This window comes from Nocardiopsis sp. M1B1 (genome assembly GCF_052466615.1).
In genome coordinates, this window is record NZ_CP196194.1 from 1,913,246 (window position 1) to 1,936,419 (window position 23,174).

Here is a 23,174-nt window from a genome sequence, read left to right on the forward strand (position 1 = left end):
TCCGCTTTCGTAATGTCACCGAGCGTGTGTGATTCAGGGCGTGACGAGGTACGCATTTCCGCTTCCTCCCCGGGACCTGCGTCTACCGTCTTGTCACGATGTCATGTCAGTGGGGTGTTGGTGGGGAAGCTGGCGGTGTGTCCAAAAAGTTACCTCAGTCCCGGGGTGGTTTCGGACGCTATCCCTGACCTGCTGCGTCGGCCATAATGCCGACAATGGCGGGCATTATGTACCGGTCGGGGGAAGAAGATCCCGCCGATCGCCGTCAAACAGCCGAAGCGAGTCCTTCGCGCCCATTGGTACGCTATCCACCGCACGCGCACCTACGGAGATCTTCGGGTGCGCGGCTCCTCTCATCCCAGGCGAGTCCAGCGGACAGTCTTCACATCTCCCCACATTCCCGCCGCTTCCGGCTCGGCGGACCTCCTGGTCTGTACCGGTTTCCCCGAAGAGCCTTCGGACGGAGCGGTCAACCCCTGGGGTCCAACCAGCCGCCCGAAGCGGTGACACGAAAGGTTGCGAGGGTCCGTGTCGACACGAGCGACGAAAAACGGGGCCGGCGCGCAGAGCGAGGCAGCGCAGGCCGAACATGCCGATGCCACGCCCAAGCGCAGAGCCGACTGGTGGCGGCCACGTAACTGGCGGGTGCGCTCCCGACTGGTGGCCCTCATCGTCATCCCCACCGCGGTAGCCCTGGCACTCGGCGGCCTGCGGGTCTACGAGGCGGCGGTCTCCACCGTCACCCACGCGCACATCCAGGACCGCGCCGAGGTCGGCGTCCTCATCGTGGAGCTGGCCAACCAGCTCGGCCACGAGCGCAGCGCCAGCGCGGTCTACATCTCCGACAACGCCGACCCCGCGCGGCGTTCGGACGAGCTTCGCCAGCGGATGGAGGAGGAGCGCGACGCCTCCCGCGACCTGCAGCAGACCCTCACCGCCCGCCTGGACGACATGGGCGAGGTGGACAACGAGACCGCCACGAGCCGCCTGTCCAGCATGCGCACCCAGCTCTCCACGCTGGACGCCCTGCGCACCGAGGTCGACGAGACCCGTATCACCGTCCTGCCGGTGGTCACCAAGTACCGCACGATCACCCGCTCGCTGGCCGAGTTCAACCAGACGATGGCGGACGAGACCGGCGACACCGACCTGCGCGAGAGCGTGCGCACGCTGACCGCACTGTCCACCGCCCGGGACCAGCTCTCCTACGAGACCGCGCTGATGGGCCACTCCCTGGCCCGCAACACGATGACCGGCGGTATCGCCGAGGCCATCGACTCCGCGCGCGCCCGCTACGAGAGCGAGATCTCCAACTTCGTCCAGGCCGCCTCCGAGGAGCAGCGGCAGATCTTCGACGACAACTTCACCGGTCTGGAGGTCAGCCAGGTCTCCACGATGCGCATGCGCGTGATGTACCGCGCCGACCGCAACGACGACCTCACCGGTGTGACCGCCAACGACGGCCCCGAGGACTACCGCGAGATCGCCGACGTGGCCCTGGGACGCCTCCAGACGGTCGAGGAGGGCATCGCCGAGGGCATCGCGGCCGACGCCGACTCCCTGCGTGACGAGGCCATGGGCCGCGCCCTGATCGACCTCTTCGTCGTCGCGGCCGTGCTCCTGGCGGTCTTCGTCCTCACCTCCCTCGTGGTCCGCTCCCTGGTGCGCCCCCTGCGCGCCCTGGAGGACGGCGCGCGCCGGGTCGCCGAGCGCGACCTGCCCGACGCGATCAACCGGATGCAGGAGGCCGGGACGGTCCCCGAGAACGTCAAGGTCACCCCGATCGAGGTCGACACGCACGACGAGATCGGCGAGGTGGCCCGCGCCTTCGACGACGTCCACCGCGTCGCGCTCACCCTGGCCTCCGACGAGGCCGCGCTGCGCAGCAACGTCAACGCGATGTTCGTCAACCTGTCCCGCCGCAGCCAGACCCTGGTGGAACGGCAGCTGCGCCTCATCGACGGTCTGGAGCAGTCCGAGCAGGACGCCGACCGCCTCTCCGACCTGTTCCAGCTGGACCACCTCGCCACGCGCATGCGCCGCAACAACGAGAACCTGCTGGTCCTGTCCGGCCAGGACAACACCCGCAAGTGGGCCCAGCCCGTCCCGCTGGTCGACGTCCTGCGCGGCGCCGTCTCCGAGGTCGAGCAGTACGAGCGCGTCAACGTGCGCGCCCCCTCCCACATCTCGGTGCTCGGCCGCCCCGTCAACGACGTCATCCACCTGGTCGCCGAGCTGGTGGAGAACGCCACCTCGTTCTCCCCGCACGACACCGAGGTCCTGGTCAGTGCCAAGACCCTCGACAACGGCGGCGTCCAGGTCGACGTCACCGACAGCGGCATCGGCATGGCGCCCGAGGACATGGCGGCGATCAACGCCCGCCTGGCCGCCCCGCCGGTCATCGACGTCGCGGTCTCGCGCCGCATGGGCCTGTTCGTGGTCTCGCGCCTGGCCCACCGCCACGGCGTCAAGCTGCGGCTGGAGGAGGCCCACGGCGGCGGAACCACCGCGCACGTCATCTTCCCGCCCGACCTGCTGATCACCCCGGTCGAGGGCCAGCACGCGCTGGGCGGCGCGGACAGCCGCCCCGAGCTCACCTCGGGCGCGCCCAACACCTACGCCGACGCCGAGGCGGCCTTCGCCTCCACCCCGGCGCCCGTCGAGCCGAACGACCCCTGGCAGACCCAGGAGAGCGGCGGCGTCCCCGGCGACCTGGGCGGCCTGCCCAGGCGTCAGCCCACCGGATCCCACACCGAGGAGCACCCGCCCAGCGGCCAGGACCTGTGGGGCAACACCAGCACCGGTTCGGTGTGGGACACCACCAGGGGAGCCGGGACCACCGGAGCCCCCTCCGGCGGCGCCAACGGCCGTCCCGTGGTCGACCCCTACGACGCCTCCGAGGACGACGAGCCCCAGCGCCCGCAGTCCGAGACCGGCGGACGCAACTTCTTCGACCCGAGCCCCCGCGGCGACTCCTTCGGCGGCGGCTCCGTGGGCCGCTCGTCGGACACCGGGGCCTTCAGCAGGCCCTCCGACACGGGGTCCTTCCGCCGCCCCACCGGCGACACGGGCGAGTTCCGCCGGCCCGCCACCGACACCGGCGCGTTCCGCTCCACGGCGAACGAGCCCTACGACGCGTTCGGCGGCGCGGGCGCGCAGTCGGGCGGCCACACCGGAGCCCCCGCCGGCAACGGCGCGTCCTCGGGCAACGGAGCCTTCTCCGACAACGGCTCGGGCCACGTGTTCGGCGGCCGCGACACCGGCGCCCACGAGCGCCCCGCGGCCCGCGAGCGCGACGACAACACCGAGACCTTCCCGGCGGTCCCCTCGTCCCAGGACGGCGGAAACTGGCGCTCCGGCGGCATCGACTCCCGCGAGGGGTACGGCTCGACCGCCTACCTCTCCCGCCGCTACGGTGGCGCCCAGGGGCCGAACAACACCGTCGTGCCGCCCACCCCGTCGGGTGAGGAGAGCGACTCGCTGCCGATCTTCGACGCGATCGAGTCCAACTGGTTCAAGCGCCGCAGCGGCGGCCCCACGGTGGACACGACCGAGACCGGCCCGATCCGGCAGGTTCCGGCGGCCCAGGAGCAGCGCTCCCCGGCCAGCACCGACCAGGCGCCCCGCTCCACCCAGGAGTGGACCTCCGAGGCCGACCGCGGCTGGAAGGCCGCGCGGACCGCGGCGGAGCCCAAGGCGGACGGACTGACCACCTCGGGCTTGCCAAAACGCGTTCCCAAGGCAAACCTTGTTCCGGGGACGGCGCCCAAGCCGGAGAACTTCAAGCAGATGCCCACGCGCAGCGCGGACCGCGTCCGCAACCGCTTCTCCGGCTTCCAGAAGGGCGTCCGCGAGGGACGGGACCGGCTCGGGGAAGGCTCGACGGAGGGGTGACCTCAGTGGAACCTGGCGGGACGGGGTCCCCCTTAATCCCGGGGGCTGGATGCAATAGCATCTACCGAGCTTCTCGGACGCGTCTTACCCACAGCTCGACGAGAGCAGAACACCAGACTCCCGGCCACCCCCACGGGAGGGGCCGGGCAGTTCGTAGAGGCAGTGCTGTCACATGCCGTGCCGGCGGTAGCAGTGCCCAGAGACCAGCCGGCGAAACTGGACAGGAGATCAGATGAGTCGACAGGTGAATGAACTCAACTGGTTGATCACTGACTTTGCCGACCGTGTCCCCGACGTAGCCCACGCGATCGTCGTCTCCTCTGACGGCCTTCCGTTGGCCTCGTCGGCGGGCTTCCCAGCGGACCGGGCCGACCAGCTGGCGGCCATCGCCTCCGGTCTGTCGAGCCTGACGCAGGGTGCTGCCCGGGTGTTCGAGGGTGGAGCGGTCGCCCAGACCGTCGTGGAGATGGAGCGGGGGCTGATGCTCATCATGGCCATCAGCGACGGCTCCTGCCTGGCGGTCCTGGCGTCGGCTGAGAGCGACCTGGGTCTGGTCGCGTACGAGATGACCCTGCTCGTCGAGCGGGCGGGGCGGGCGCTGACACCAACGGCGCGCACCTCGGGAATCCACTGAACCACCACCGACAGGAGGAAGTGGTGGCACCTCACAGTAGAGATGCCGGGAGCGCCTCGTGGTTCGGACAACAGCCGAGCGGTCCCCCCACGGGGGGAATGCCGGCGGTTCCGGGCGGCGGAGATGTTCCCCGACCAATCCAACAACCGTACGACCAACGATCCGCTGCGGGGAGCGCGCCCAGTTCTCTGGTCCGTCCCTACGCGGTGACCAAGGGCCGCACCAAGCCGAAGTCGCAGCTTCCCCTGGAAGCCCTGATCTCGGCCACCGCGGCGGCCCGCAACGAGTCTGGGACGCTGACGCCCGAATGGCAGGCGATCAGCGACCTGTGCCGGGAATGGCGTTCCGTGGCGGAGATCTCCGCGCTGTTGCGGATGCCGCTCGGTGTGGCGCGGGTGCTTGTGGCGGACATGTCCGAGCAGGGACTGGTCCAGATCAGGTCCTCGCTCAACAACGACGCCCGTCCCAACACCAACCTGCTTGAAAGGGTGCTCAGTGGACTTCGCAAGCTCTAGCCCAGCCGAGGAAGGCGGTGCTGGGGGGAACGCGATGACGTCGGTCAAGATCGTCGTCGCCGGGGGCTTCGGTGTCGGGAAGACGACATTCGTTGGCTCCGTCTCCGAGATCGTGCCGCTGACCACCGAGGCGGTCATGACCAGCGCCAGCGTCGGGGTGGACGACCTCGCCAAGACGCCGGACAAGCAGACCACCACCGTGGCGATGGACTTCGGCCGCGTCTCCCTCGACTCCGACCTGATCCTGTACCTGTTCGGCACCCCCGGACAGCACCGGTTCTGGTTCATGTGGGACGACCTGGTCAAGGGCGCCATCGGCGCCGTCGTCCTGGTGGACACCCGCCGCCTGGCGGACTGCTTCCCCGCGATCGACTACTTCGAGGAGGCGCGTCTGCCCTTCATCGTGGGGATCAACGGGTTCGACGGCTACTACCCCCACGCGGCCGACGAGGTCCGGGACGCGCTGACGCTCAGCCCGGAGATCCCGATCGTCCAGGTGGACGCCCGTGACAAGGCCTCCACCAAGTCGACGCTCATCACCCTCGTCGAGCACGCCATCACGGTGGGGGACCCCGAGGGCGCGGCCGGACAGCCCACTTCCACGGGCGGCCAGAGCTCCTGGCGCTAGGAGGGCCACCCGGGCCGGGGTCCCGCACAGAGCACGGCCCGGTTCCCGTCGGACGGGAACCGGGCGTCCGTGCTGGCATCATGGCGCCATGAGCTCTTCCTCCCAGCCCGACCCAGGGGCGATGACCCGGCGGTTCCGCGAGGTGGCCGAGCGCGTGCTCGACTCCCTGCTCCACGACGCCCCCGAGTGGGCGCTGGACCTGGGCGACACCCGTGGCGCCTCCCGCCTGTCCGACCGCTCGGTCGAGGCCGACGTGCGCCGCGTCTCCGTGCTCACCGACGCCCTCGGCTCCCTGGACGAGATCGACCCCGACCTCATCCCCGTCGGCGACCGGGTCGACCTGGAGGTGCTGCGCACCCGCGTCAGCGCCGACCTCTGGCACACCGCGGAACTGCGCCCGCACACGTGGGACCCGCTGCTGTACTCGCCGGGTGAGGCCCTGCACGCCCTCGTGGAGCGCGAGGCCCTGCCCCTGCCCGAACGCCTGTCGGCGCTCGCCGCGCGCTGCGCGGCCCTGCCCGACCACCTCGCCACCGCGCGCTCGCGCCTGTCGGAGGGCCCCGGCATGCCCCGCGTGCACGTGGAGACGGCCCTGGCCCAGGCGGCCGGGGCCCGTGCCATGCTCGTCTCCGACGTGCCCGCGGGAGCGGCGCCCCCCGCCCTGGAACCGGCCCGCGAGGCCGCCCTGGCCGCCGTGGAGGAACACGCCGCCTGGCTGCGGGACCGTCTGGAGACCGCCACCGCCGACCCTCGTCTGGGCGAGCGCGACTTCGCCGCCCAGCTCTGGTACACCCTCGACTCCGAGCTCTCACCCGAGGCGCTGCTGGTGCGCGCCGAGAGCGATCTGCTGGCCACGGAGGAGGCGATCGCCGAGGCGGCGGCGGAGTACTTGGGCGGAACCCGCCGCCGCGAGGGGGTGGCCGAGGCGCTCGCCGAGCTGGCCGCACGGGGCGCCATCGACGCCGACACCGTCCGCCCCGCCTGCGCCGACGCCCTCCTGCACCTGAACGAGCGGGTGCGCGCGCTGGACATCGTGACGGTCCACGACGACCCGGTCCGGATCGTGCCGATGCCCGAGGCCCGCCGCGGGGTGTCGGTGGCCTACTGCGAGCCCCCCGGCCCCCTCGACCCGCGGTCCGGGGAGCAGCCGACCCTGGTCGCGGTGGCCCCGCCGCCCGAGGACTGGCCCGCCGAGCGCCGGGAGTCCTTCTTCCGCGAGTACAACGCGGTCATGCTGCGCGACCTCATGGCCCACGAGGCCGTTCCGGGTCACGCGCTCCAGCTCGCCCACGCCGCCCGGCACGAGGGCGGCACCCGGGTGGGCCGGGCCCTGTGGAGCGGCACCTTCGTGGAGGGCTGGGCGGTCTACGCCGAGGAGGTGCTGGCCCGCCACGGCTGGTCCGGCGACCGGCGCGAGGACCTGGCGCTGCGCCTGGTGCAGCTCAAGATGCGCCTGCGGATGATCATCAACGCGATCCTGGACGTGCGCCTGCACACCGGCGACATCACCGAGGCCGAGGCGATCTCCCTGATGACCCAGCGCGGGCACCAGGAGGAGGGCGAGGCCGTCGGCAAGTGGCGCCGCGCCCAGCTCACCAGCGCCCAGCTGTCCACCTACTACGTGGGCTACGCGGAGGTCTCCGACATCGCCAGCGACCTTGCCTCGGCCCGCCCCGCGCTCACCGAGCGCGAGCGCCACGACGCGATGCTCGCCCACGGCAGCCCGCCCCCGCGCCACCTGCGCACCCTGCTGGAGCTGTAGGGACGCAGTCACCCGCCCGTAGAGCGCACAGCGGCGGCGCACCGTAGGGGTTGGGGTGGCATGTGTGGTGGCCGTTCACCCCTGGGGGGTTGGCGTAGGGCGTGCCGGTGACGGCGACCAGGCACCCGTAGGGCGTGCGCGTTCCACGTCAGCCCCTGGGGGGTGGGTGGTCGTGGTGGGTTCTGGCTTCGAGGTTGAGTGCTGGGGGCGGGGACCGACTGAGAGCAAGTTCGCCCAGCGAACTTGCCGAAGGAGATCCCTGCGCGTCGGTCGTTCGAGGTGTCTGGTGGGCGTCACGAAGGGGTTCGGGAGGTCGCCGGTGGGAACGCCCACCGGGAATCTCCCTCAGCCATCTGGGGTGGGGGGTACACGGTTCAGGCCAAGAGCGACCATGAAGCCCCGCGCGTGACCGCGCGTCGTAGGGGGTCCGCACGTTGTAGAGCGTCGCTGCGTCAGCAACCAGGCACCCGTAGAGCCCGGGCTGGCGCTGGGTACAGCGGGGTTGGCGTAGGGCGTGCTGGTGACGGTGACCAGGCACCCGTAGAGCCCGGGCTGGCGGCGTGCCGTAGGGGGTTGGGGTCGAACGTCGAGTGGGCCGTTCACCCCTGGGGGTTGGCATAGAACGTCCTTGCGTCAGCGACCACGAACCGTCGGCCCCGCAGGGCGCGGTGCGCTGAGGGCCCCACCCAACCACCCCCGCCCGGCGGGCGCGGCACCCGTCCATGTTCCGCCCACCTCGGCCCCGGGGCGAACACCTGCCCGGGCACTCCGCCCGCCCTTCACACGTTGGTACACCGGCGGCCGTGACGGGCACGACCGGTCCCTGCGGGTTCCCGCGGACACCCTCGGCCTCGGATGCCCGCGGAGTTGTCCACAGGCCGGGCCGGGTTCGGCCCGCGGTCGCCGTCGCGCTTCTATGCTGGAGGCGCGAGAGAGTACGGACAGGCGACGGAAACGGACGAGCCATGCGCGGTGCCGACGACGAGCACGGAGACGTTCCCGGCGACCCTCCCGCCGTGGGGACGGGGAGCCCCGACGGTTGGGAGCGGCTGTGGACACCGCACCGCATGGCCTACATCAAGGGCGAGGGTAAGCCCAGCGGTTCGCGCCCCGAGGACGGGTGTCCCTTCTGTCGCGCCCCCGGACTGTCCGACCCCGAGGGCCTCGTGGTCGCCCGGGGCAAGTCGGCCTACGCCGTTCTCAACCTCTACCCCTACAACAGCGGCCACATCCTGATCTGCCCCTACCGCCACGTGTCCGACTACACCGCCCTGGACGAGGAGGAGACCGCGGAGGTGGCCGCCCTCACCCAGGAGGGCATCCGTGCGCTGGGCGCGGCCTACGGGCCGCAGGGCTTCAACGTCGGCATGAACCTCGGCGACGCGGCCGGTGCCGGGATCGCGGCCCACCTGCACCAGCACATCGTTCCCCGCTGGGGCGGCGACGCCAACTTCATGCCCGTGGTCGGTCTGACCAAGGTGCTGCCCGAGATGCTGGAGCAGACCCGGTCCAAGCTGGCCGCGCACTGGCCCAGAGAGTAGGGCGCGCCCACGGGAGCACGCGAAACGCCCTCACCCGAGCACGCGACCGCCCCCCGGACGCCGCCCCGCCCACCCACGCGGCCCCGCCCGCCCAGTCCGACCCCCACGCCTAGTCCGACTCGCCCAACCACCCCGACCCGCCCGACCAGCCCGCTCGACCACTCCGACTCGCCCGCCCAGTCCGACCCGCACATCCAGTCAGCCCCGCCCGACCACTCCGACCCGCCCGCCCCGCCCGACCAGTCCACCCGAGCCCACCCAGCCCGGCCCCCGAGCCGCTCCGCCCGCAGGATTCCGACTTCCCCAGGGTTCCGACTCCCGCGGGATTCCGACTCCCGCGGGATTCCGACTCCGGCGGAATTCCGCATCCTGCAAGATTCCGACTCCCGCAGTCGGCCTCCCACCTCCTCGGTGGGTCCCCACCCCCGCCGGTGCGGTTCCCACCTCCACGACCGTTCCCGCCCTACGATTCCAAGAAGACATGCTGAGAATCCTTCGCCCCATGGTCTCCCGGGTCACCACTCCGCTCGGCCGGAGTCTGGCCCGACTCGGCCTCACACCGAACATCGTCACCATCGTCGGCGCCCTCGGCGTCGTCGTCAGCGCCCTGTTCTTCTATCCGCAGGGACAGCTGTACGCCGGGTCGGTCGTCGTCACGGTCTTCGTGCTCTTCGACATGCTCGACGGGGCCGTGGCCAGGGCCCGCGACAGCGCCAGCGCGTTCGGCGCCTTCCTCGACTCCAGCCTCGACCGGGTGGCCGACGCCGCCATCCTCTCCGGGCTCCTGTGGTGGTTCATCGGTGAGGGCGACGACCCCCTGCTCGCCGGACTCACCCTCTTCTGCCTGGTCAGCGGCTTCATGGTGTCCTACATCAAGGCGCGCGCCGAGGGCCTGGGCGTCAACTGCGACGTCGGCGTCGCCGAGCGCACGGAGCGCCTGGTGGTCATCCTCGTCGCCGTGGGACTCGGCGGCCTGGACGTGCCCTACGTCCTCGCGGGCGGCCTGTGGCTGCTGGCCGCGATGAGCCTGCTCACCGTCCTCCAACGCCTGGTGGAGACCCGCGCCCGACTCAACGACCCCGACTACGTCGAGGGTGCCGCGGGGACCGGCGAAGCCAACGGCGGAGCCTGAGCGTACGAGGCAACGTACGAGGCAACGGAGCCACGGGGAGAACGGCGAACGGGGAGACGACGTGGACGAACGCACGGCCGACCTGGCCTACACGGCGGGGTGGGCGATGATCCGCCGCACGCCCGAGAGCACGGGGCGGGCGCTGTTCCGACGCCTGGCCGACCGCTCCTGGCGCGCCCACGACGAGAGCACGCGCGGTCTGGAGCGCAACCTGAGGCGCCTGGTCGGCCCCGGGGCCACGGACGCCCAGCTGCGCGCGCTCTCCCGCGCGGGCATGCGCTCCTACATGCGCTACTACTACGAGATGTTCCGCCTCCCCGCGATGGGTGAGGAGTACGTTCTGGGCCGGACCCGCGCCACCGGGATCGAGGTCCTGGAGCAGCACGTCCGGTCGGGCCGAGGCGTGGTCGCCGCCCTGCCCCACATGGGCAACTGGGACCACGCCGGGGCCTGGATCGCCCTGAGGGGCACCCCCCTGACCACCGTCGCGCAGCGGCTGCGCCCCGAGAGCCTGTTCCAGCGCTTCACCGCCTACCGCGAGTCCCTGGGCATGGAGGTGCTGCCGCTGACCGGAGGCTCGAACACCGTGGGCACCCTGGCCCGGCGGCTGCGCGAGGGCGGACTGGTGTGCCTGCTCGCCGACCGCGACATCAGCGGCACCGGCCTGGAGGTGGACTTCTTCGGGGAGCGTGCGCGCGTGCCCGCCGGGCCCGCCGCGCTGGCCCTCAACACCGGCGCCGCCCTGATGCCGGTCTCACTCTGGTACGACGGCCCGTACTGGAACATCCGGGTCCACGACGAGATCCCCGTCGCCGGGGGAGCCACCCGCGCCGAGCGGGTCCAGGCCACGACCCAGGAGCTGGTCCGCGTCTTCGAGGGGGCGATCGCCGAGCATCCCGAGGACTGGCACATGCTCCAGCCGGTGTTCAGCGCCGACCACGCGCGCGCCGCGCGCGGCCACGGAGCCGACGGCGGCGTTCCGCCGACCTCGGTCGCCGCCGACCGCGCGCGCGTCTCGCGAGGGGCGACCGCGGAGACCGCTGCGCCTCCGGCGGCGGACGAGAGCACCACGCGGAGAAGGCCGGGCGACGGCACCGCACCGCGCGGCACCGCGCAGGAAGGGTCGGGCGACAGTGCGGTACCGAAGGGCGGAGCGCAGGAAGGCCCGGGCAGCGGCACCGCACTGGGCAGCGCTGGCCCGGAAAGCCCGGACGATGGCACCGCACCGAACGGCGGCGCGCGGAGAGGGCCGGGCGACGGCACCGCACCGGGCGCTCGGGACGGGTTCACCGCTGCGAACGGGGTAGGGGCCCCTCAAGGCAGCGGGGCGAGGCTCCCCGGACGAGACGAACGGAACGGGTGACCGTGGGCATGCGGGTCGGCCTGGTCTGCCCCTACGCCTGGGACGTCCCGGGCGGGGTGCAGCAGCACGTCGGCGACCTCGCCGAGGCGCTCACCGGCATGGGGCACGAGGTGTCGGTACTGGCGCCGGTGGGCGACGCGGACACCGGCGCCCTGCCGGACTACCTCGTTCCCGCCGGAAGACCGGTCCCCGTGCCCTACAACGGCTCGGTGGCCCGGCTCACCTTCGGCCCCAGGGCCGCCTCGCGGGTGCGCCGGTGGATCGCCGAGGGCGGGTTCGACGTCCTGCACATCCACGAGCCGTCCGCGCCGAGCGTCTCGCTGCTGGCGTGCTGGGCGGCGGACGGCCCCGTGGTGGCCACCTTCCACACCGCCAACCCCCGGTCGCGGGCGATGGCGGTGAGCTCCCCGGCGCTGCGTTCGGCGATGGAGAAGATCAACGGCCGCATCGCCGTGTCCGAGGCCGCCCGGCGCACCCTGGTCGAACACCTGGGCGGCGACGCCGTGCTCATCCCCAACGGGGTGGCGGTGCGCAGGTTCGCGCACGCCGAACCCCTGCCCGGCTGGCCGGGGGAGGGCGGCTCGATCGGTTTCCTGGGCCGCCTGGACGAACCCCGCAAGGGGCTGGGCGTCCTGCTGGAGGCCTTCGTGCTCATGGCCCCCGAACGCCCCGGACTGCGCCTGATGGTGGCCGGTCCCGGCGACGCCTCGGCCGCCATGGAGGCCGTTCCCGAGCACCTGCGCGAACGCGTCGTGCTGCTCGGGCGCCTGGACGACGCCGACAAGGCGCGCGCCTACCACTCCGCCGACGTGTTCTGCGCGCCCAACCTGGGCGGGGAGAGCTTCGGCATCGTGCTGACCGAGGCGATGGCCTCCGGTGCGGCCATCGCGGCCAGCGACATCCCCGCCTTCGCCGCGGTCCTGGACGGCGGTGCCGCCGGGGAGCTGTTCGCCGCGGGAGACCCCGCCCACCTGGCCGAACGCGCCGGTGCGCTGCTGGACGCACCCGGGAGGCGTGCCGAGCTCTCGCGCGCGGCCCGCCGAGCCGTGCGCGCCTACGACTGGGACACCGTGGCCGCCGACGTCGCCCACGTCTACCGGACCGTCCTGCTGTGGGACGGGAACGGGGACGGCCACTCCGCCGGGGTGGGCCTGGACGGCGGGCCCCGGGCCACCGCCCTGCTGCGCCGGGGAACGACGTGACCGCGGTCGTCGCAGGGGAGGCGTCCGCCGGGTGCGCGCCGGGATCCGCGGCGCCCTCTCCGCAAACCGCCCTCCGGACGCGCGTCCCGCCCCTTCGTGCGCCCGTCCCGCCCCTTCGTGCGCCCGCCCCGCCCCTTCGTGCGCCCGTCCCCGTCTTCCGGGCGCTTGCTCCGGCTCTGCTCACGTCCGTGTCCGCTGCCAGGACACCCGCCCCGGCGCCGCGCACGCCCAGCCCCGCGGAACGGGGTGAGCGGCCCTGACCGAGGACGTCCTCTTCGCCGCCACCGTCGTCGGCATCCTCCTGGCCCTGGTGCTGTTCGGCTTCTACCTCTCCTGGCGGGCCACCCGCCTGCACCGCCTCCACCACCGGGTCGACACCGCACGCGCGGCCCTGGAGGCCGCCCTGGAGCGGCGCCTGGCCGCCGCGTCGGCGCTGGCCGCCGCCGACGGCACCGACGCCACGCGCGCCCTGCCCGGGGCCGCCGCTGCCGCCGACGGAGCGCGCGACCGGCAACGCGAGCTGGCCGAGAGCGCGCTGTCGCGCACGCTGCGCGCGGCACTGGAATCTCCGGGGCCGCTCGGGCGTTCTGACATGCTGCGGCCCCATCTGATCGAGGTGGAGGCCGCCGCCAAGGGCGTCCACATGGCCCGCACGTTCTACAACGGCGCGGTCTCCGACACCCGCCGCGCCCGCCGTTCCCGGCTCGTCCGGACGTTCCGCCTGGCGGGCACGGCGCCCCTGCCGGACTTCTTCGAGATCGACGACCAGCCGCCGCGGATTCCGCTCCTCCCCGTCGGCCCCGACACCCCGTAGATACGGGCCCCGGGAAAACACCTATCTGGCCAAAACCCTCGAAAGGGGGTGGAAGTAGGATGGGGGGCTGGTCGACCAGGGTGCGCGGCGCCGACGGTGTCCGCGTACCGCCGCGTGGGGCCGCCGACTCCGCTGCCCGAGAGCAGCCCTCAGCAGAACCGAGACAACGGGAGTCCACCACCGTGGCCAACAACGCACCGAACACCTCCGACAACGCCGTCGGCACCGAGCGTGTCAAGCGCGGCATGGCCGAGCAGCTCAAGAACGGCGTCATCATGGACGTCGTCACGCCCGAGCAGGCCAAGATCGCCGAGGACGCCGGAGCCGTCGCGGTCATGGCCCTGGAGCGCGTCCCCGCCGACATCCGCAGGGACGGCGGCGTCGCCCGCATGTCCGACCCCGACATGATCGACGGCATCGTCGAGGCCGTCTCCATCCCGGTCATGGCCAAGGTCCGCATCGGCCACTTCGTCGAGGCCCAGGTCCTGGAGTCGCTCGGCGTCGACTTCATCGACGAGTCCGAGGTCCTCACCCCGGCCGACGAGGCCTACCACATCGACAAGTGGGCCTTCACCGTCCCCTTCGTGTGCGGGGCCACCAACCTGGGCGAGGCGCTGCGCCGCATCGCCGAGGGCGCGGCCATGATCCGTTCCAAGGGCGAGGCCGGAACCGGCAACGTCGTCGAGGCCACCCGCCACATGCGTTCCATCCGCGGTGAGATCAGGCGCCTGGGCACCCTGGACGAGGCCGAGCTGTTCGGCGCGGCCAAGGAGCTGCGCGCCCCCTACGAGGTCGTCAAGGAGGTGGCGGCGCTGGGCAAGCTCCCCGTCCCGCTGTTCTCCGCCGGAGGCGTGGCCACCCCGGCCGACGCCGCGCTCATGCGCCAGCTCGGCGCCGAGAGCGTGTTCGTCGGTTCGGGCATCTTCAAGTCCGGCGACCCGGCCAAGCGCGCCGACGCCATCGTGCAGGCCACCCTGCACTACGAGGACCCCGCGGTCATCGCGCGTGTGTCCCGCGGCCTGGGCGAGGCCATGGTCGGCATCAACCTGGACGAGCTGTCCGACTCCCAGCGCTACGCCGGCCGCGGCTGGTAGCCGCCGCCCGGCGGACGCCTCCCGCGACCGCCGCCCGACGACGCCTCCCGCGTCCGTCGTGCGGGTGGCGGGGCCGCACCGGCCCCGCCACCCGCACCCGGCAGAACACGAGCCTACGTCCACGAGTGAGGCCGTACTTGACCGCCACACCCACCATCGGCGTCCTCGCCCTCCAGGGCGACGTCGCCGAACACCTGCGCGCGCTCCAGGCCCTGGACGCGCGCACCGTGAAGGTGCTCTCCCCCGACCAGCTCGACGCCCTGGACGGGCTGGTCGTCCCCGGCGGGGAGTCCACCACCATGTCCAAGCTGGCCGTGCGCTACGGCCTGATGGAACCGCTGCGCAAGCGGATCGCCGCGGGGATGCCCGCCTACGGCACGTGCGCCGGGATGATCATGCTCGCCGACCGCATCCTGGGCGGGACCGCCGACCAGCAGACCGTCGGCGGGATCGACATGACGGTGCGCCGCAACGCGTTCGGACGCCAGACCGAGTCCTTCGAGGCGGCCGTGGACATCGACGGCCTGGGGGGCGACCCCTTCGACGCGGTGTTCATCCGCGCGCCCTGGGTGGAGTCGGTCGGGCCCGGGGTCGAGGTGCTCGGAGCAGTGCCCGGCCCCGACGAGGCCGGTAGGATCGTCGCCGTACGGCAGGGCGGCCTGTTGGCCACGTCCTTCCATCCCGAACTGACCGGCGACACGCGCATCCACCGCCTCTTCGTCGACATCGTGAAAGGACATTCATGAGCGGCCACTCCAAGTGGGCCACCACCAAGCACAAGAAAGCCGTCATCGATGCCAAGCGCGGCAAGCTCTTCGCCAAGCTGATCAAGAACATCGAGGTGGCCGCGCGGACCGGCGGTGGAGACCCCGACGGGAACCCCACGCTCTACGACGCCATCCAGAAGGCGCGCAAGAACTCCGTGCCGCTCGACAACATCGAACGCGCCCGCAAGCGCGGCTCCGGCGAGGAGGCGGGCGGCGCCGAGTGGCAGACCATCATGTACGAGGGCTACGCCGCCGGTGGCGTCGCCCTGCTGGTGGAGTGCCTGACCGACAACCGCAACCGCGCCGCCTCCGAGGTGCGCGTGGCCGTGACCCGCAACGGCGGCAACATGGCCGACGCCGGTTCGGTGTCCTACCTCTTCAACCGCAAGGGCGTCGTCATCGTGTCCAAGGAGGGCACCACCGAGGACGACGTGACCCTGGCGGTGCTGGACGCCGGTGCCGAGGAGGTCGAGGACCTGGGCGACGTCTTCGAGATCGTCTGCGAGGCCACCGACCTGGTCGCCGTGCGCACCGCGCTCCAGGAGGCGGGCATCGAGTACGACTCCGCCGACTCCAGCTTCCTGCCGACCATGGAGGTCCCGGTCGACGCCGAGACCGCCAAGAAGGTCATGCGGGTGGTGGACGCGCTGGAGGACTCCGACGACGTGCAGAACGTCTTCACCAACGCCGACATCCCCGACGAGGTCATGGCCGAGATCGGCTGACTTCCCGGTCAGGCGACCTCCCGCAGCAGGTCGCGAACGCGCGCGGGCGCCTCGTGGAGTGCGAGGTGGCCCGCGCTCGCGATCGTGCGCACGTCGGTGCCCAGCAGTCTGCGCACCGCTCCGCGCAGCAGCGAGGGTGTGAAGACGCGGTCGTGGGCTCCGGTGGCCACCGTGACGGGCGTGCCCGACCAGTCCCGGAAGTCCTCGCCCCGCAGTATGCCCGGGACCGGGCTGGGGCGGCAGTGCCGTGCGACCAGGGTCGCCCACTCCGTGAGCGGGTGGGTCGCGCCGCCCGCGGCGACGGGCCCGCTGAGCAGGCCCAGGAGCCGCGAACTGGTCCGCTCGCCCGGTGAGAGCCGCCAGGAGAACGTGGCGCGCAGCCTCTCCCCGTCCATGACGGGGGCGGCCAGGCCCGCCGGACCGACCAGCACGAGCCCCGCCACCAGCGGCGAGGGCATCGCCGCCAGGGCGGCCGCGGCGCCCGTGGAGTGCCCGAGCAGGATCACCGGTTCGGAGGTGACCTGGGGTAACAGCGCGTCCAGCCAGGCGCCGTAGGCGTCCGCCCGGCCGAGCAGGGGGCGCCGGGAGTCGCTCGTGCCCGGATGTCCGGGCAGGTCGGCCAGGAGCACGGTCCGGTCGGCGCGCAGTACCCGCGCGGTCGCGACCAGGTTCGCCGACCCCAGGAGGGCCCCGGACAGCAGCAGGACGGGGGTCCCCGGTCCGCCCGGCAGGACGTGCACCCGCGTCGCGCGCCCGGCGGCGGTCACCGCCCCCGGCGACCGCAGGTCGCGGGCCCCGCCCAGTGCGCGCTCGCACCAGGAGCGCACCGCGATCTCACCGGCGTCGGACCGGTAGATCCGGGTGAGGGACAGCGTGGACATCGTTCACCTTCTCGTGGCAGGGACGTCCCCGCTCTGGAGCCGGGACGCGGGGCGGGGCGCGCGGGAACCACGTGCGCGAGGAGGGGCGCCTTCGTCGACGCCTTGGTCGCAGACGCCTGAACAGGAATCCCGCGCCCAAGGGCTGGGCGCTCGTACGGCACGACCGCCTCTGCGCGAGGTCGGACCCCGCGCGAGCGGGAGCCGGTGGGCGGGTGGGTCCGCCCACCGGCTCCGTGTTCGGGGTTCCCGCACGCAAGGGCCGGTGCCCCTCGGGGACACCGGCGCCGGCGGTAGGAGCCCTCAGCGCAGCGGGTCGAGCGCCTCCAGCGCGCCCGGGCGGACGCCGGTCGCGATCTGCTCGGCCAGGAGGTCGCCGGTGACCGGGCCGTGCGTGAGCCCCCACATGCCGTGGCCGCCCGCGACGAATACGCCGGGGGTGCGGGTGGCCCCCACCAGGGGCACACCGTCGGAGGTGACCGGCCTGGGGCCCACCCAGGCGTCGGTGCGCTCCTGCCAGCGCACCCCCCGGAGGTAGGGGTCGGCCGAGCGCTCGATGGCCTCGATCCGCCGCGGGACGAGCGCGTCGTCGGGGCCGCGGAACTCCATCGTTCCGGCGACCCTCAGCGCCCCCTGGTAGGGGGTGCACGCCACGCGGGCCTCCGGCAGGTAGACGGGGCCGGGCACCGGCTCGTCGGTGGGGACGGTGAAGGAGTAACCCCTCCCGGCGCGGACCCGGGCGCGCACGCCGTGCTCGGCGGCCAGCCGGTCGAACCAGGCGCCCGTGCACACCGCGACCGCGTCCGAGCGCAGCCGTTCGCCGTCGCCGGAGACGGTGACGACCGCGCCGCCCTCCCGGTGGACGCCGACCGCCTCGAACCCGGTGCGCACCCGACCGCCGCGCTCGCGCACCGAGGCCGCCAGGTTGCGGACGAGGGTGCCGGGGTCCACGTGGCGCTGTCCGTCCAGGCGCACCGCCGCCCCCACGGCCCCCGAGGCGTGGGGGAGGACCTCGCGGACCGCCGCTCCGGTGAGGGCGGTGTGGTCCACGTCCAGCCCCGAGGCCGCGATCCGGTCCAGCTCGCGCAGGAGCGCGACGGCCGAACGCGGGGAGCGGAACAGCGCGGTGACGGGCGCGCGGACCTCGGTGGTCTCCACGCCGCCCTTGGCCAGGGCGTCGAAGGCGTCCAAGGCCCCGGTGTTGAGGGGCAGGTTGGCGCGTACGGCCCTCTCCCAGGCGTCCCAGCGGCAGTGCGCGGCGAAGCGGGCCAGGAACAGCCACAGGTCCGGCGAGGGCGACAGCGGAACCGACAGGGGCGCGTCGCGGTCGAGCAGGGAGCGCAGGCCGTAACGCAGCACGCCCGGCTCGTTCAGGGGGATGGCCAGGCCCGGCGAGAGCCATCCGGCGTTACCCCACGAGGCCCCGGAGCAGACCCCGTCCCGGTCTACGACGGTGACGCGGACGCCGCGCTCCTGGAGGAACCAGGCCGTCGACAGGCCGACCACCCCCGCGCCCACGACCAGCACGTGCTGGACCCCGCCGACACGCCCCACGTCCGCCATCGCCCCTGTTCCCCCTGTTCACCGTGTCCGTCGGTCCCCACCATGCTCGCTTTCCGTCGTGGGGGCCTTGTCCGGGGACGACAATCGGATACGGGGTTCCTGTGCTGTTCGGACAAGGGGACGGCGGGGCCCGCGTCCGGGTCAGGGCAGGCGGGAGAGCACCTCGGCGGTGAACTCGTCCGTGCCCGCGCTGCCGCCCAGGTCGGCCGTGCGCACGGGGGAGGAGGCCAGCACGGCGCGGACCGCGTCCATGACCTGCGCGCCCGCCTCCGGGTGGCCCAGGTGGTCGAGCATCATCGACGCCGACCAGATGGCCCCCAGCGGGTTGGCCAGCCCCTTGCCCGCGATGTCGGGCGCCGAGCCGTGCACCGGCTCGAACATCGACGGGTACTCGCGCTCGGGGTTGAGGTTGGCCGACGGCGCCACCCCGATACCGCCAGCCACGGCCGCGGCCAGATCGCTGAGGATGTCGCCGAACAGGTTCGAGCCCACGATGACGTCGAACCGCGCCGGGTCCAGGACGATCTTGGCGGCCAGGGCGTCGATGTGCTCCTGCTCCCAGGCCACCTCCGGGTGGCGCGCCGCGCGTTCGGCCACCAGCTCGTCCCAGAACGGCATGGTGTGCACGATGCCGTTGGACTTGGTGGCCGAGGTCAGCCTGCCGCCGCGCCGCCCGGCCAGGGCGAAGGCGTGGTCGAGCACCCGTTCCACGCCCCTGCGGGTGAACACCGACTCCTGGAGGGCCGCCTCGTACGGGGTGCCCTCGTGGATCCGTCCGCCCACGCGCGAGTACTCGCCCTCGTTGTTCTCGCGCACGACCACGAAGTCGACCTCGCCGGGCAGCGCCCGCGCGACCGGGCTGGGCACCCCCTCCAGGACGCTGATCGGCCGCAGGTTGACGTACTGGTGGAAGCCGCGGCGGATGGGGATGAGCAGCCCCCACAGCGACACGTGGTCGGGGACGCCGGGCCAGCCCACGGCGCCCAGCAGGACGGCGTCGTGGTGGCGGATCCGGTCCAGGCCGTCGTCGGGCATCATGGCGCCCTCGGCCAGGTAGCGCGCGCAGGACCAGTCGAACTCGTCGTAGGAGAAGGAGAGTGCGTGGTGGGCGCCGATCCGGTCCAGGACGGCCCTGGCGGGCGGCAGGACCTCCTTGCCGATGCCGTCACCGGGGATCGTGGCGACGCGGTAGTGCTTCATGGCGGTGTCCTTCCGTGGGGTGTGCGGGGTGTTCTGGGGCGTTCGGGCCCGACGGGGCCCTTTTCGTCCCGGCGGGGCCGGTCCGCCCCACCGGGATCGGGAGCGGCGGGGGAGGGCCCGGGGACCGGCCGGGGAGAGGGGCGCGGGAACCGGGTTCGGGGCGCGGCGAACCCGTGGCCGGGACGCGGCGGCCGCGCCCGGCCCGCGGGGGCGTGCTCAGGGCGCGGGGTCCCCGCCCAGGAACGCGCGCAGGTGCCGTGCCGTGGCCTCGGGCGCCTCCTCGGGCACGTAGTGGTCGCAGTCCAGCGCGTGGCCGCGCACGTCGCGGGCGTACCCGCTCCAGGCGTCCGGCACGTCGTAGTGGCGGCCCACGAAGCTGTGCCGCCCCCACAGCAGCAGGACCGGGCACTCCAGGAGGCGCCCGGCGTCGGCCCGGTCGTGCTCCAGGTCGACGGAGGCCGCCGCCCGGTAGTCCTCGCAGGAGGCGTGGATCGCGGCCGGGTCGCTGAAGCAGCGCACGTACTCGTCCACGGCGGCGGGCGCGAAGGGGGTGCCGCCGCGGTGGCGGGCGTTCATGCGGGTGCGGACCCAGAAGCCCGGGTCCTGCCCGATGAGGTGCTCGGGGATGCCGTCGCCCGCCGCCAGGAAGAACCAGTGGTGGTACCCGAGGGCGAACTCGGCGTCGGCGTGCTCGAAGGCGTACCGGGTCGGCACGATGTCCAGCGCGCACAGCGCCGTGACCGCCTCCGGGTGGTCCAGGGCGAGGCGGTGGCCGACCCGGCCGCCGCGGTCGTGGCCCGCCACGGCGAAGGAGTCGAAGCCCAGTTCGCGCATGACGAGGTACTGGTCCCGCGCCATGGCCCGCTTGGCGTAGGGTGCGTGCCGCTCGTCGGAGGCGGGCTTGTCGCTGTCCCCGTAGCCGCGCAGGTCGGTCATGACCAGCGTGAACCGGTCCGCCAGGAGCGGTGCGACGCGGTGCCAGATCAGGTGTGTCTGAGGGTAGCCGTGCAGCAGCAGGAGCGGGGGGCCGTCCCCGCCCATGCGGACGTTGACGCGCACGCCCCCGGCGTCCACGGTGCGGCGGGCGAACCCGGAGGGGAGGAGGTCGCTCATAGGTGGATTCCAGCAGGCCGGGGGCGCGGGCGTCCAAGACGGGCTGTCGATATCGTTGATAGGTCCGGCCTATAAGGAGGATCGGTGGACGTCCGGCAGCTGGAGTACTTCCTGGCCGTGGTCGACCACGGCGGGGTGAACCGGGCGGCCTCGGCCCTGTACCTTTCCCAGCCGTCCCTGTCCCAGGCGGTCCGGGCCCTGGAACGCGACCTGGGCAGCGACCTCTTCCACCGCATCGGCCGCCGCGTGGTGCTGACCGAGGCGGGACGCGCGCTGATCGAGCCCGCCCGCGAGGCGGTGCGCGCCCTGGACCTGGCCCGCTCGGCGGTCGAGTCGGTTCGGGAACTACGCGGTGGACGGGTGGACGTGGCAGTGCTGCCCACCCAGGCGATCGAGCCGCTGACCGGCCTGGTGGCGGGCTTCACCCGGCGCCATCCGGAGGTGTCGGTGTCGGTCCGGAGCGCGCTGACCACGCGCGACGCCGTCGAGATGGTGCGCACCGGCGCCTGCGAACTCGGCGTGGTGGCCACCTCCGAGCCGTTCGCGGGGGCGGGGGTGCGGGCCCATCCGCTGGCGCGCCAGAGCTTCGTGCTGCTCGCCCCGCCCGACGGGCCCTTCGCCGCGGGGGAGCCCGTGCGCGCCGAGCGCCTGGAGGGGCAGAGGCTCATCGTGGGCCAGCACGGCTCGGGCATGCGCCGGTTCGTCGACGAACTGGTCGCGGACGGCCTGGAAGCCCGGGTCGCCGTGGAGAGCGAGCACCGGGTGTCCCTCCTGCCGCTGGTGCTGGGCGGGGCCGGGGTCGCGGTGGTCACCGACGCCTGGCGGGACCTGGCCGAGCGGGCCGGGGCGCTGGTGCTGGACCTGGAGCCCACCGGCCACCTGCACGTGTCCCTGGTCAGCAGGAGGGGACCGCTCACCGCGGCGGCGGAGGCGTTCGTGGCCCACGCGGTGGGCTGAACCCGCAGGGGCGGGCCCGGGACCGCTGGACGGACCCGGGATCAACGCCCCCACCGGTGGTTCGGGCTGATCAGCTCTTCGGGGTCCGACGGGTTGGGTCTGCCCGGGCCGAAATCCGACGCGGTGACCCCGAAACCGTGTCGGCGCAGTACCGCCACCGCGTGGTCCAGGGACTCGCAGTCGGTGATGAAGCCCCGGTCACCCGCGCTGTTCGGCCTGATGCTGTAGTACAGCTTCTTCTCGTCATCGTTGTAGACGAACAGGGTCGCGTCCCCGGGGATGTTCACGGGCGGGCGCTCAGCCGACCATGTCGAAGGCGGAGACCACCCTGGTCGGGCGCAGCCGCACCGCGAGTTCGCCGGGCACGCCGTTGCGCCGCCCGAACTCCTCGGCCCGCTCGGGCCCCATGTAGCGGCGGGCGATCGCGGTGGCGGTGCGCACCAGCTCGTCGGGGTCCTCGGAGACGACGGCCTCTCCCTGCACCTGCACGAAGGCGTACGGCGGTTCGGGAAGGTCCACGGTGAGCGCCACCCTGGGGTCGCGCGCGATGGACCGGCCCTTCGCGGTGGAGGCGCCGGTGTTGAAGACGATGTCGCCGTCCTCGACGACGAACCACACCGGCGCGGCCAGCGGCCGTCCGTCCGAGGCGGTGTAGGCGAGCATGCCGGTGCGGGTGCCCTGGAGCAGGAAGTCGCGGACCCGGGGGTCGGAGAGAGAAGTCACGGGCCCACGCTAGTGGGCGGGTTCCGATCCCTCCGGGAGGAAGGGGCACCGGGGTGCCCGCGTGTCGGCGCGCCCCCGCGTATCGGTACGATCCGCGCAACACGGGCGTCCGCCGAGGGCGGTCGGACACGGGGGAGTGGTGCCATGGACGGGGTCGTGCCGGACGACGGGACGTGGCGGATCGGTGCCCGCGAGGGCGTCGCGCTCTCGGCGCGCTGGTGGAAGTGGGTGTGGTCGGCGCCGGAGGGGTGCGACCCGGTCCGGGACGCCACCGGCGAGCACGCGGCCCGCAACCAGCCGGACGACCTGTGGTTCCTCGCCGGTACCTACGGGGGCAGGGTCGTGCGCCGGTGCGAGGTGCCCACGGGACGCCCCCTGTTCTTCCCGGTGTTCAACATGCAGTTCCCCTTCGAGTACTCCAGGGAGCCGATGGCCATGCCGGTCGCGCGGGCCGACGCGCACCTCAACGGTGTCGCGCTGCCGCTGGAGGAGTTCCAGGGGGTGTTCCGCAGCCCCCTGTGGGTCCGTCGGCACAGCTGGGGGCTGTGGGGCGCGGTCTCGCCCCTGAGCCCCGGCGGGTACGTGCTGGAGATCAGGGCGGACGACGGGCAGGGCTTCCGGGTGGACACCACCTACCACCTGACCGTCGTCTGAGGCGTGCGGGACGGC

21 protein-coding genes are annotated in these 23,174 nt (G+C 73.1%); 15 read left to right on the forward strand and 6 right to left on the reverse strand.

The features are described from left to right. Positions 1 to 645: 645 nt before the first annotated feature. From ACSTA4_RS08265 to ACSTA4_RS08325, 13 genes are all read left to right on the forward strand, one after another. The gene (locus ACSTA4_RS08265) at positions 646 to 3,894 is read left to right on the forward strand and encodes a sensor histidine kinase (RefSeq protein WP_444964121.1); all 3,249 of its coding nucleotides are present in this window, start codon (positions 646 to 648) and stop codon (positions 3,892 to 3,894) included. 232 nt (positions 3,895 to 4,126) lie between these two features. Beyond that, positions 4,127 to 4,528, forward strand: a complete 402-nt coding sequence (locus ACSTA4_RS08270; protein ID WP_013151865.1) for a roadblock/LC7 domain-containing protein — start codon at positions 4,127 to 4,129, stop codon at positions 4,526 to 4,528. 98 nt (positions 4,529 to 4,626) lie between these two features. Beyond that, entirely contained in the window at positions 4,627 to 5,043 is a 417-nt protein-coding gene (locus tag ACSTA4_RS08275) for a DUF742 domain-containing protein (RefSeq protein WP_223839293.1), read from the forward strand. Between the two features lie 34 nt (positions 5,044 to 5,077). Beyond that, positions 5,078 to 5,671: a GTP-binding protein gene (locus ACSTA4_RS08280; RefSeq protein ID WP_013151867.1), complete on the forward strand. Its 594-nt coding sequence runs from the start codon at positions 5,078 to 5,080 to the stop codon at positions 5,669 to 5,671. Positions 5,672 to 5,792: 121 nt separating this feature from the next. Continuing rightward, the gene (locus tag ACSTA4_RS08285; protein ID WP_444964122.1) at positions 5,793 to 7,433 is read left to right on the forward strand and encodes a DUF885 domain-containing protein; all 1,641 of its coding nucleotides are present in this window, start codon (positions 5,793 to 5,795) and stop codon (positions 7,431 to 7,433) included. A gap of 965 nt (positions 7,434 to 8,398) precedes the next feature. Next, positions 8,399 to 8,974, forward strand: a complete 576-nt coding sequence (locus ACSTA4_RS08290; RefSeq protein ID WP_444963040.1) for an HIT family protein — start codon at positions 8,399 to 8,401, stop codon at positions 8,972 to 8,974. A gap of 502 nt (positions 8,975 to 9,476) precedes the next feature. After that, positions 9,477 to 10,106, forward strand: coding sequence for a phosphatidylinositol phosphate synthase (gene pgsA / locus ACSTA4_RS08295; RefSeq protein WP_019606993.1), 630 nt, complete (start codon positions 9,477 to 9,479; stop codon positions 10,104 to 10,106). 61 nt (positions 10,107 to 10,167) lie between these two features. Beyond that, positions 10,168 to 11,469: a phosphatidylinositol mannoside acyltransferase gene (locus ACSTA4_RS08300; RefSeq protein WP_444963041.1), complete on the forward strand. Its 1,302-nt coding sequence runs from the start codon at positions 10,168 to 10,170 to the stop codon at positions 11,467 to 11,469. Continuing rightward, a complete protein-coding gene (locus ACSTA4_RS08305) occupies positions 11,466 to 12,671 on the forward strand; it encodes a glycosyltransferase family 4 protein (protein ID WP_444963042.1) in 1,206 nt (401 codons plus the stop codon). The genes ACSTA4_RS08300 and ACSTA4_RS08305 overlap by 4 nt, the downstream gene beginning before the upstream one ends. 310 nt (positions 12,672 to 12,981) lie before the next feature. Beyond that, a complete protein-coding gene (locus tag ACSTA4_RS08310; RefSeq protein ID WP_444963043.1) occupies positions 12,982 to 13,485 on the forward strand; it encodes a hypothetical protein in 504 nt (167 codons plus the stop codon). Positions 13,486 to 13,667: 182 nt separating this feature from the next. After that, entirely contained in the window at positions 13,668 to 14,579 is a 912-nt protein-coding gene (gene pdxS / locus ACSTA4_RS08315; protein ID WP_378636349.1) for a pyridoxal 5'-phosphate synthase lyase subunit PdxS, read from the forward strand. A 137-nt stretch (positions 14,580 to 14,716) separates the two neighbouring features. Next, a complete protein-coding gene (pdxT, locus tag ACSTA4_RS08320; RefSeq protein WP_444963044.1) occupies positions 14,717 to 15,325 on the forward strand; it encodes a pyridoxal 5'-phosphate synthase glutaminase subunit PdxT in 609 nt (202 codons plus the stop codon). Next, positions 15,322 to 16,071: a YebC/PmpR family DNA-binding transcriptional regulator gene (locus tag ACSTA4_RS08325; RefSeq protein ID WP_212640880.1), complete on the forward strand. Its 750-nt coding sequence runs from the start codon at positions 15,322 to 15,324 to the stop codon at positions 16,069 to 16,071. The genes pdxT and ACSTA4_RS08325 overlap by 4 nt, the downstream gene beginning before the upstream one ends. Before the next feature lie 8 nt (positions 16,072 to 16,079). On the opposite strand, the gene ACSTA4_RS08330 is transcribed toward ACSTA4_RS08325, so the two are convergent. The 4 genes from ACSTA4_RS08330 to ACSTA4_RS08345 all read right to left on the reverse strand — a co-directional run bounded on the left by ACSTA4_RS08330 (position 16,080) and on the right by ACSTA4_RS08345 (position 20,825). Beyond that, a complete protein-coding gene (locus tag ACSTA4_RS08330) occupies positions 16,080 to 16,952 on the reverse strand; it encodes an alpha/beta fold hydrolase (RefSeq protein WP_444963045.1) in 873 nt (290 codons plus the stop codon). A 300-nt stretch (positions 16,953 to 17,252) separates the two neighbouring features. After that, on the reverse strand, positions 17,253 to 18,512 hold the full coding sequence (locus ACSTA4_RS08335; RefSeq protein WP_444963046.1) for an NAD(P)/FAD-dependent oxidoreductase: 1,260 nt from the start codon (positions 18,510 to 18,512) through the stop codon (positions 17,253 to 17,255). 141 nt (positions 18,513 to 18,653) lie between these two features. Further along, a complete protein-coding gene (locus ACSTA4_RS08340) occupies positions 18,654 to 19,712 on the reverse strand; it encodes a tartrate dehydrogenase (protein ID WP_416024573.1) in 1,059 nt (352 codons plus the stop codon). A 216-nt stretch (positions 19,713 to 19,928) separates the two neighbouring features. Further along, a complete protein-coding gene (locus ACSTA4_RS08345) occupies positions 19,929 to 20,825 on the reverse strand; it encodes an alpha/beta fold hydrolase (RefSeq protein ID WP_444963047.1) in 897 nt (298 codons plus the stop codon). An 84-nt stretch (positions 20,826 to 20,909) separates the two neighbouring features. Here ACSTA4_RS08345 and ACSTA4_RS08350 point away from each other — a divergent pair, with 84 nt between their 5' ends. Then, positions 20,910 to 21,782 carry a LysR family transcriptional regulator gene (locus ACSTA4_RS08350; protein ID WP_444963048.1) on the forward strand — a complete coding sequence of 291 codons (873 nt, stop codon included), beginning with the start codon at positions 20,910 to 20,912 and terminating at the stop codon, positions 21,780 to 21,782. A 41-nt stretch (positions 21,783 to 21,823) separates the two neighbouring features. On the opposite strand, the gene ACSTA4_RS08355 is transcribed toward ACSTA4_RS08350, so the two are convergent. Next, positions 21,824 to 22,069 carry a hypothetical protein gene (locus tag ACSTA4_RS08355; RefSeq protein WP_444963049.1) on the reverse strand — a complete coding sequence of 82 codons (246 nt, stop codon included), beginning with the start codon at positions 22,067 to 22,069 and terminating at the stop codon, positions 21,824 to 21,826. A 10-nt stretch (positions 22,070 to 22,079) separates the two neighbouring features. Further along, a complete protein-coding gene (locus tag ACSTA4_RS08360) occupies positions 22,080 to 22,505 on the reverse strand; it encodes a PPOX class F420-dependent oxidoreductase (protein WP_013151882.1) in 426 nt (141 codons plus the stop codon). Positions 22,506 to 22,649: 144 nt separating this feature from the next. On the opposite strand from ACSTA4_RS08360, the gene ACSTA4_RS08365 reads away from it, so the two are divergent. After that, a complete protein-coding gene (locus ACSTA4_RS08365) occupies positions 22,650 to 23,159 on the forward strand; it encodes a hypothetical protein (RefSeq protein ID WP_444963050.1) in 510 nt (169 codons plus the stop codon). The last annotated feature ends 15 nt before the right edge of the window (positions 23,160 to 23,174 follow it).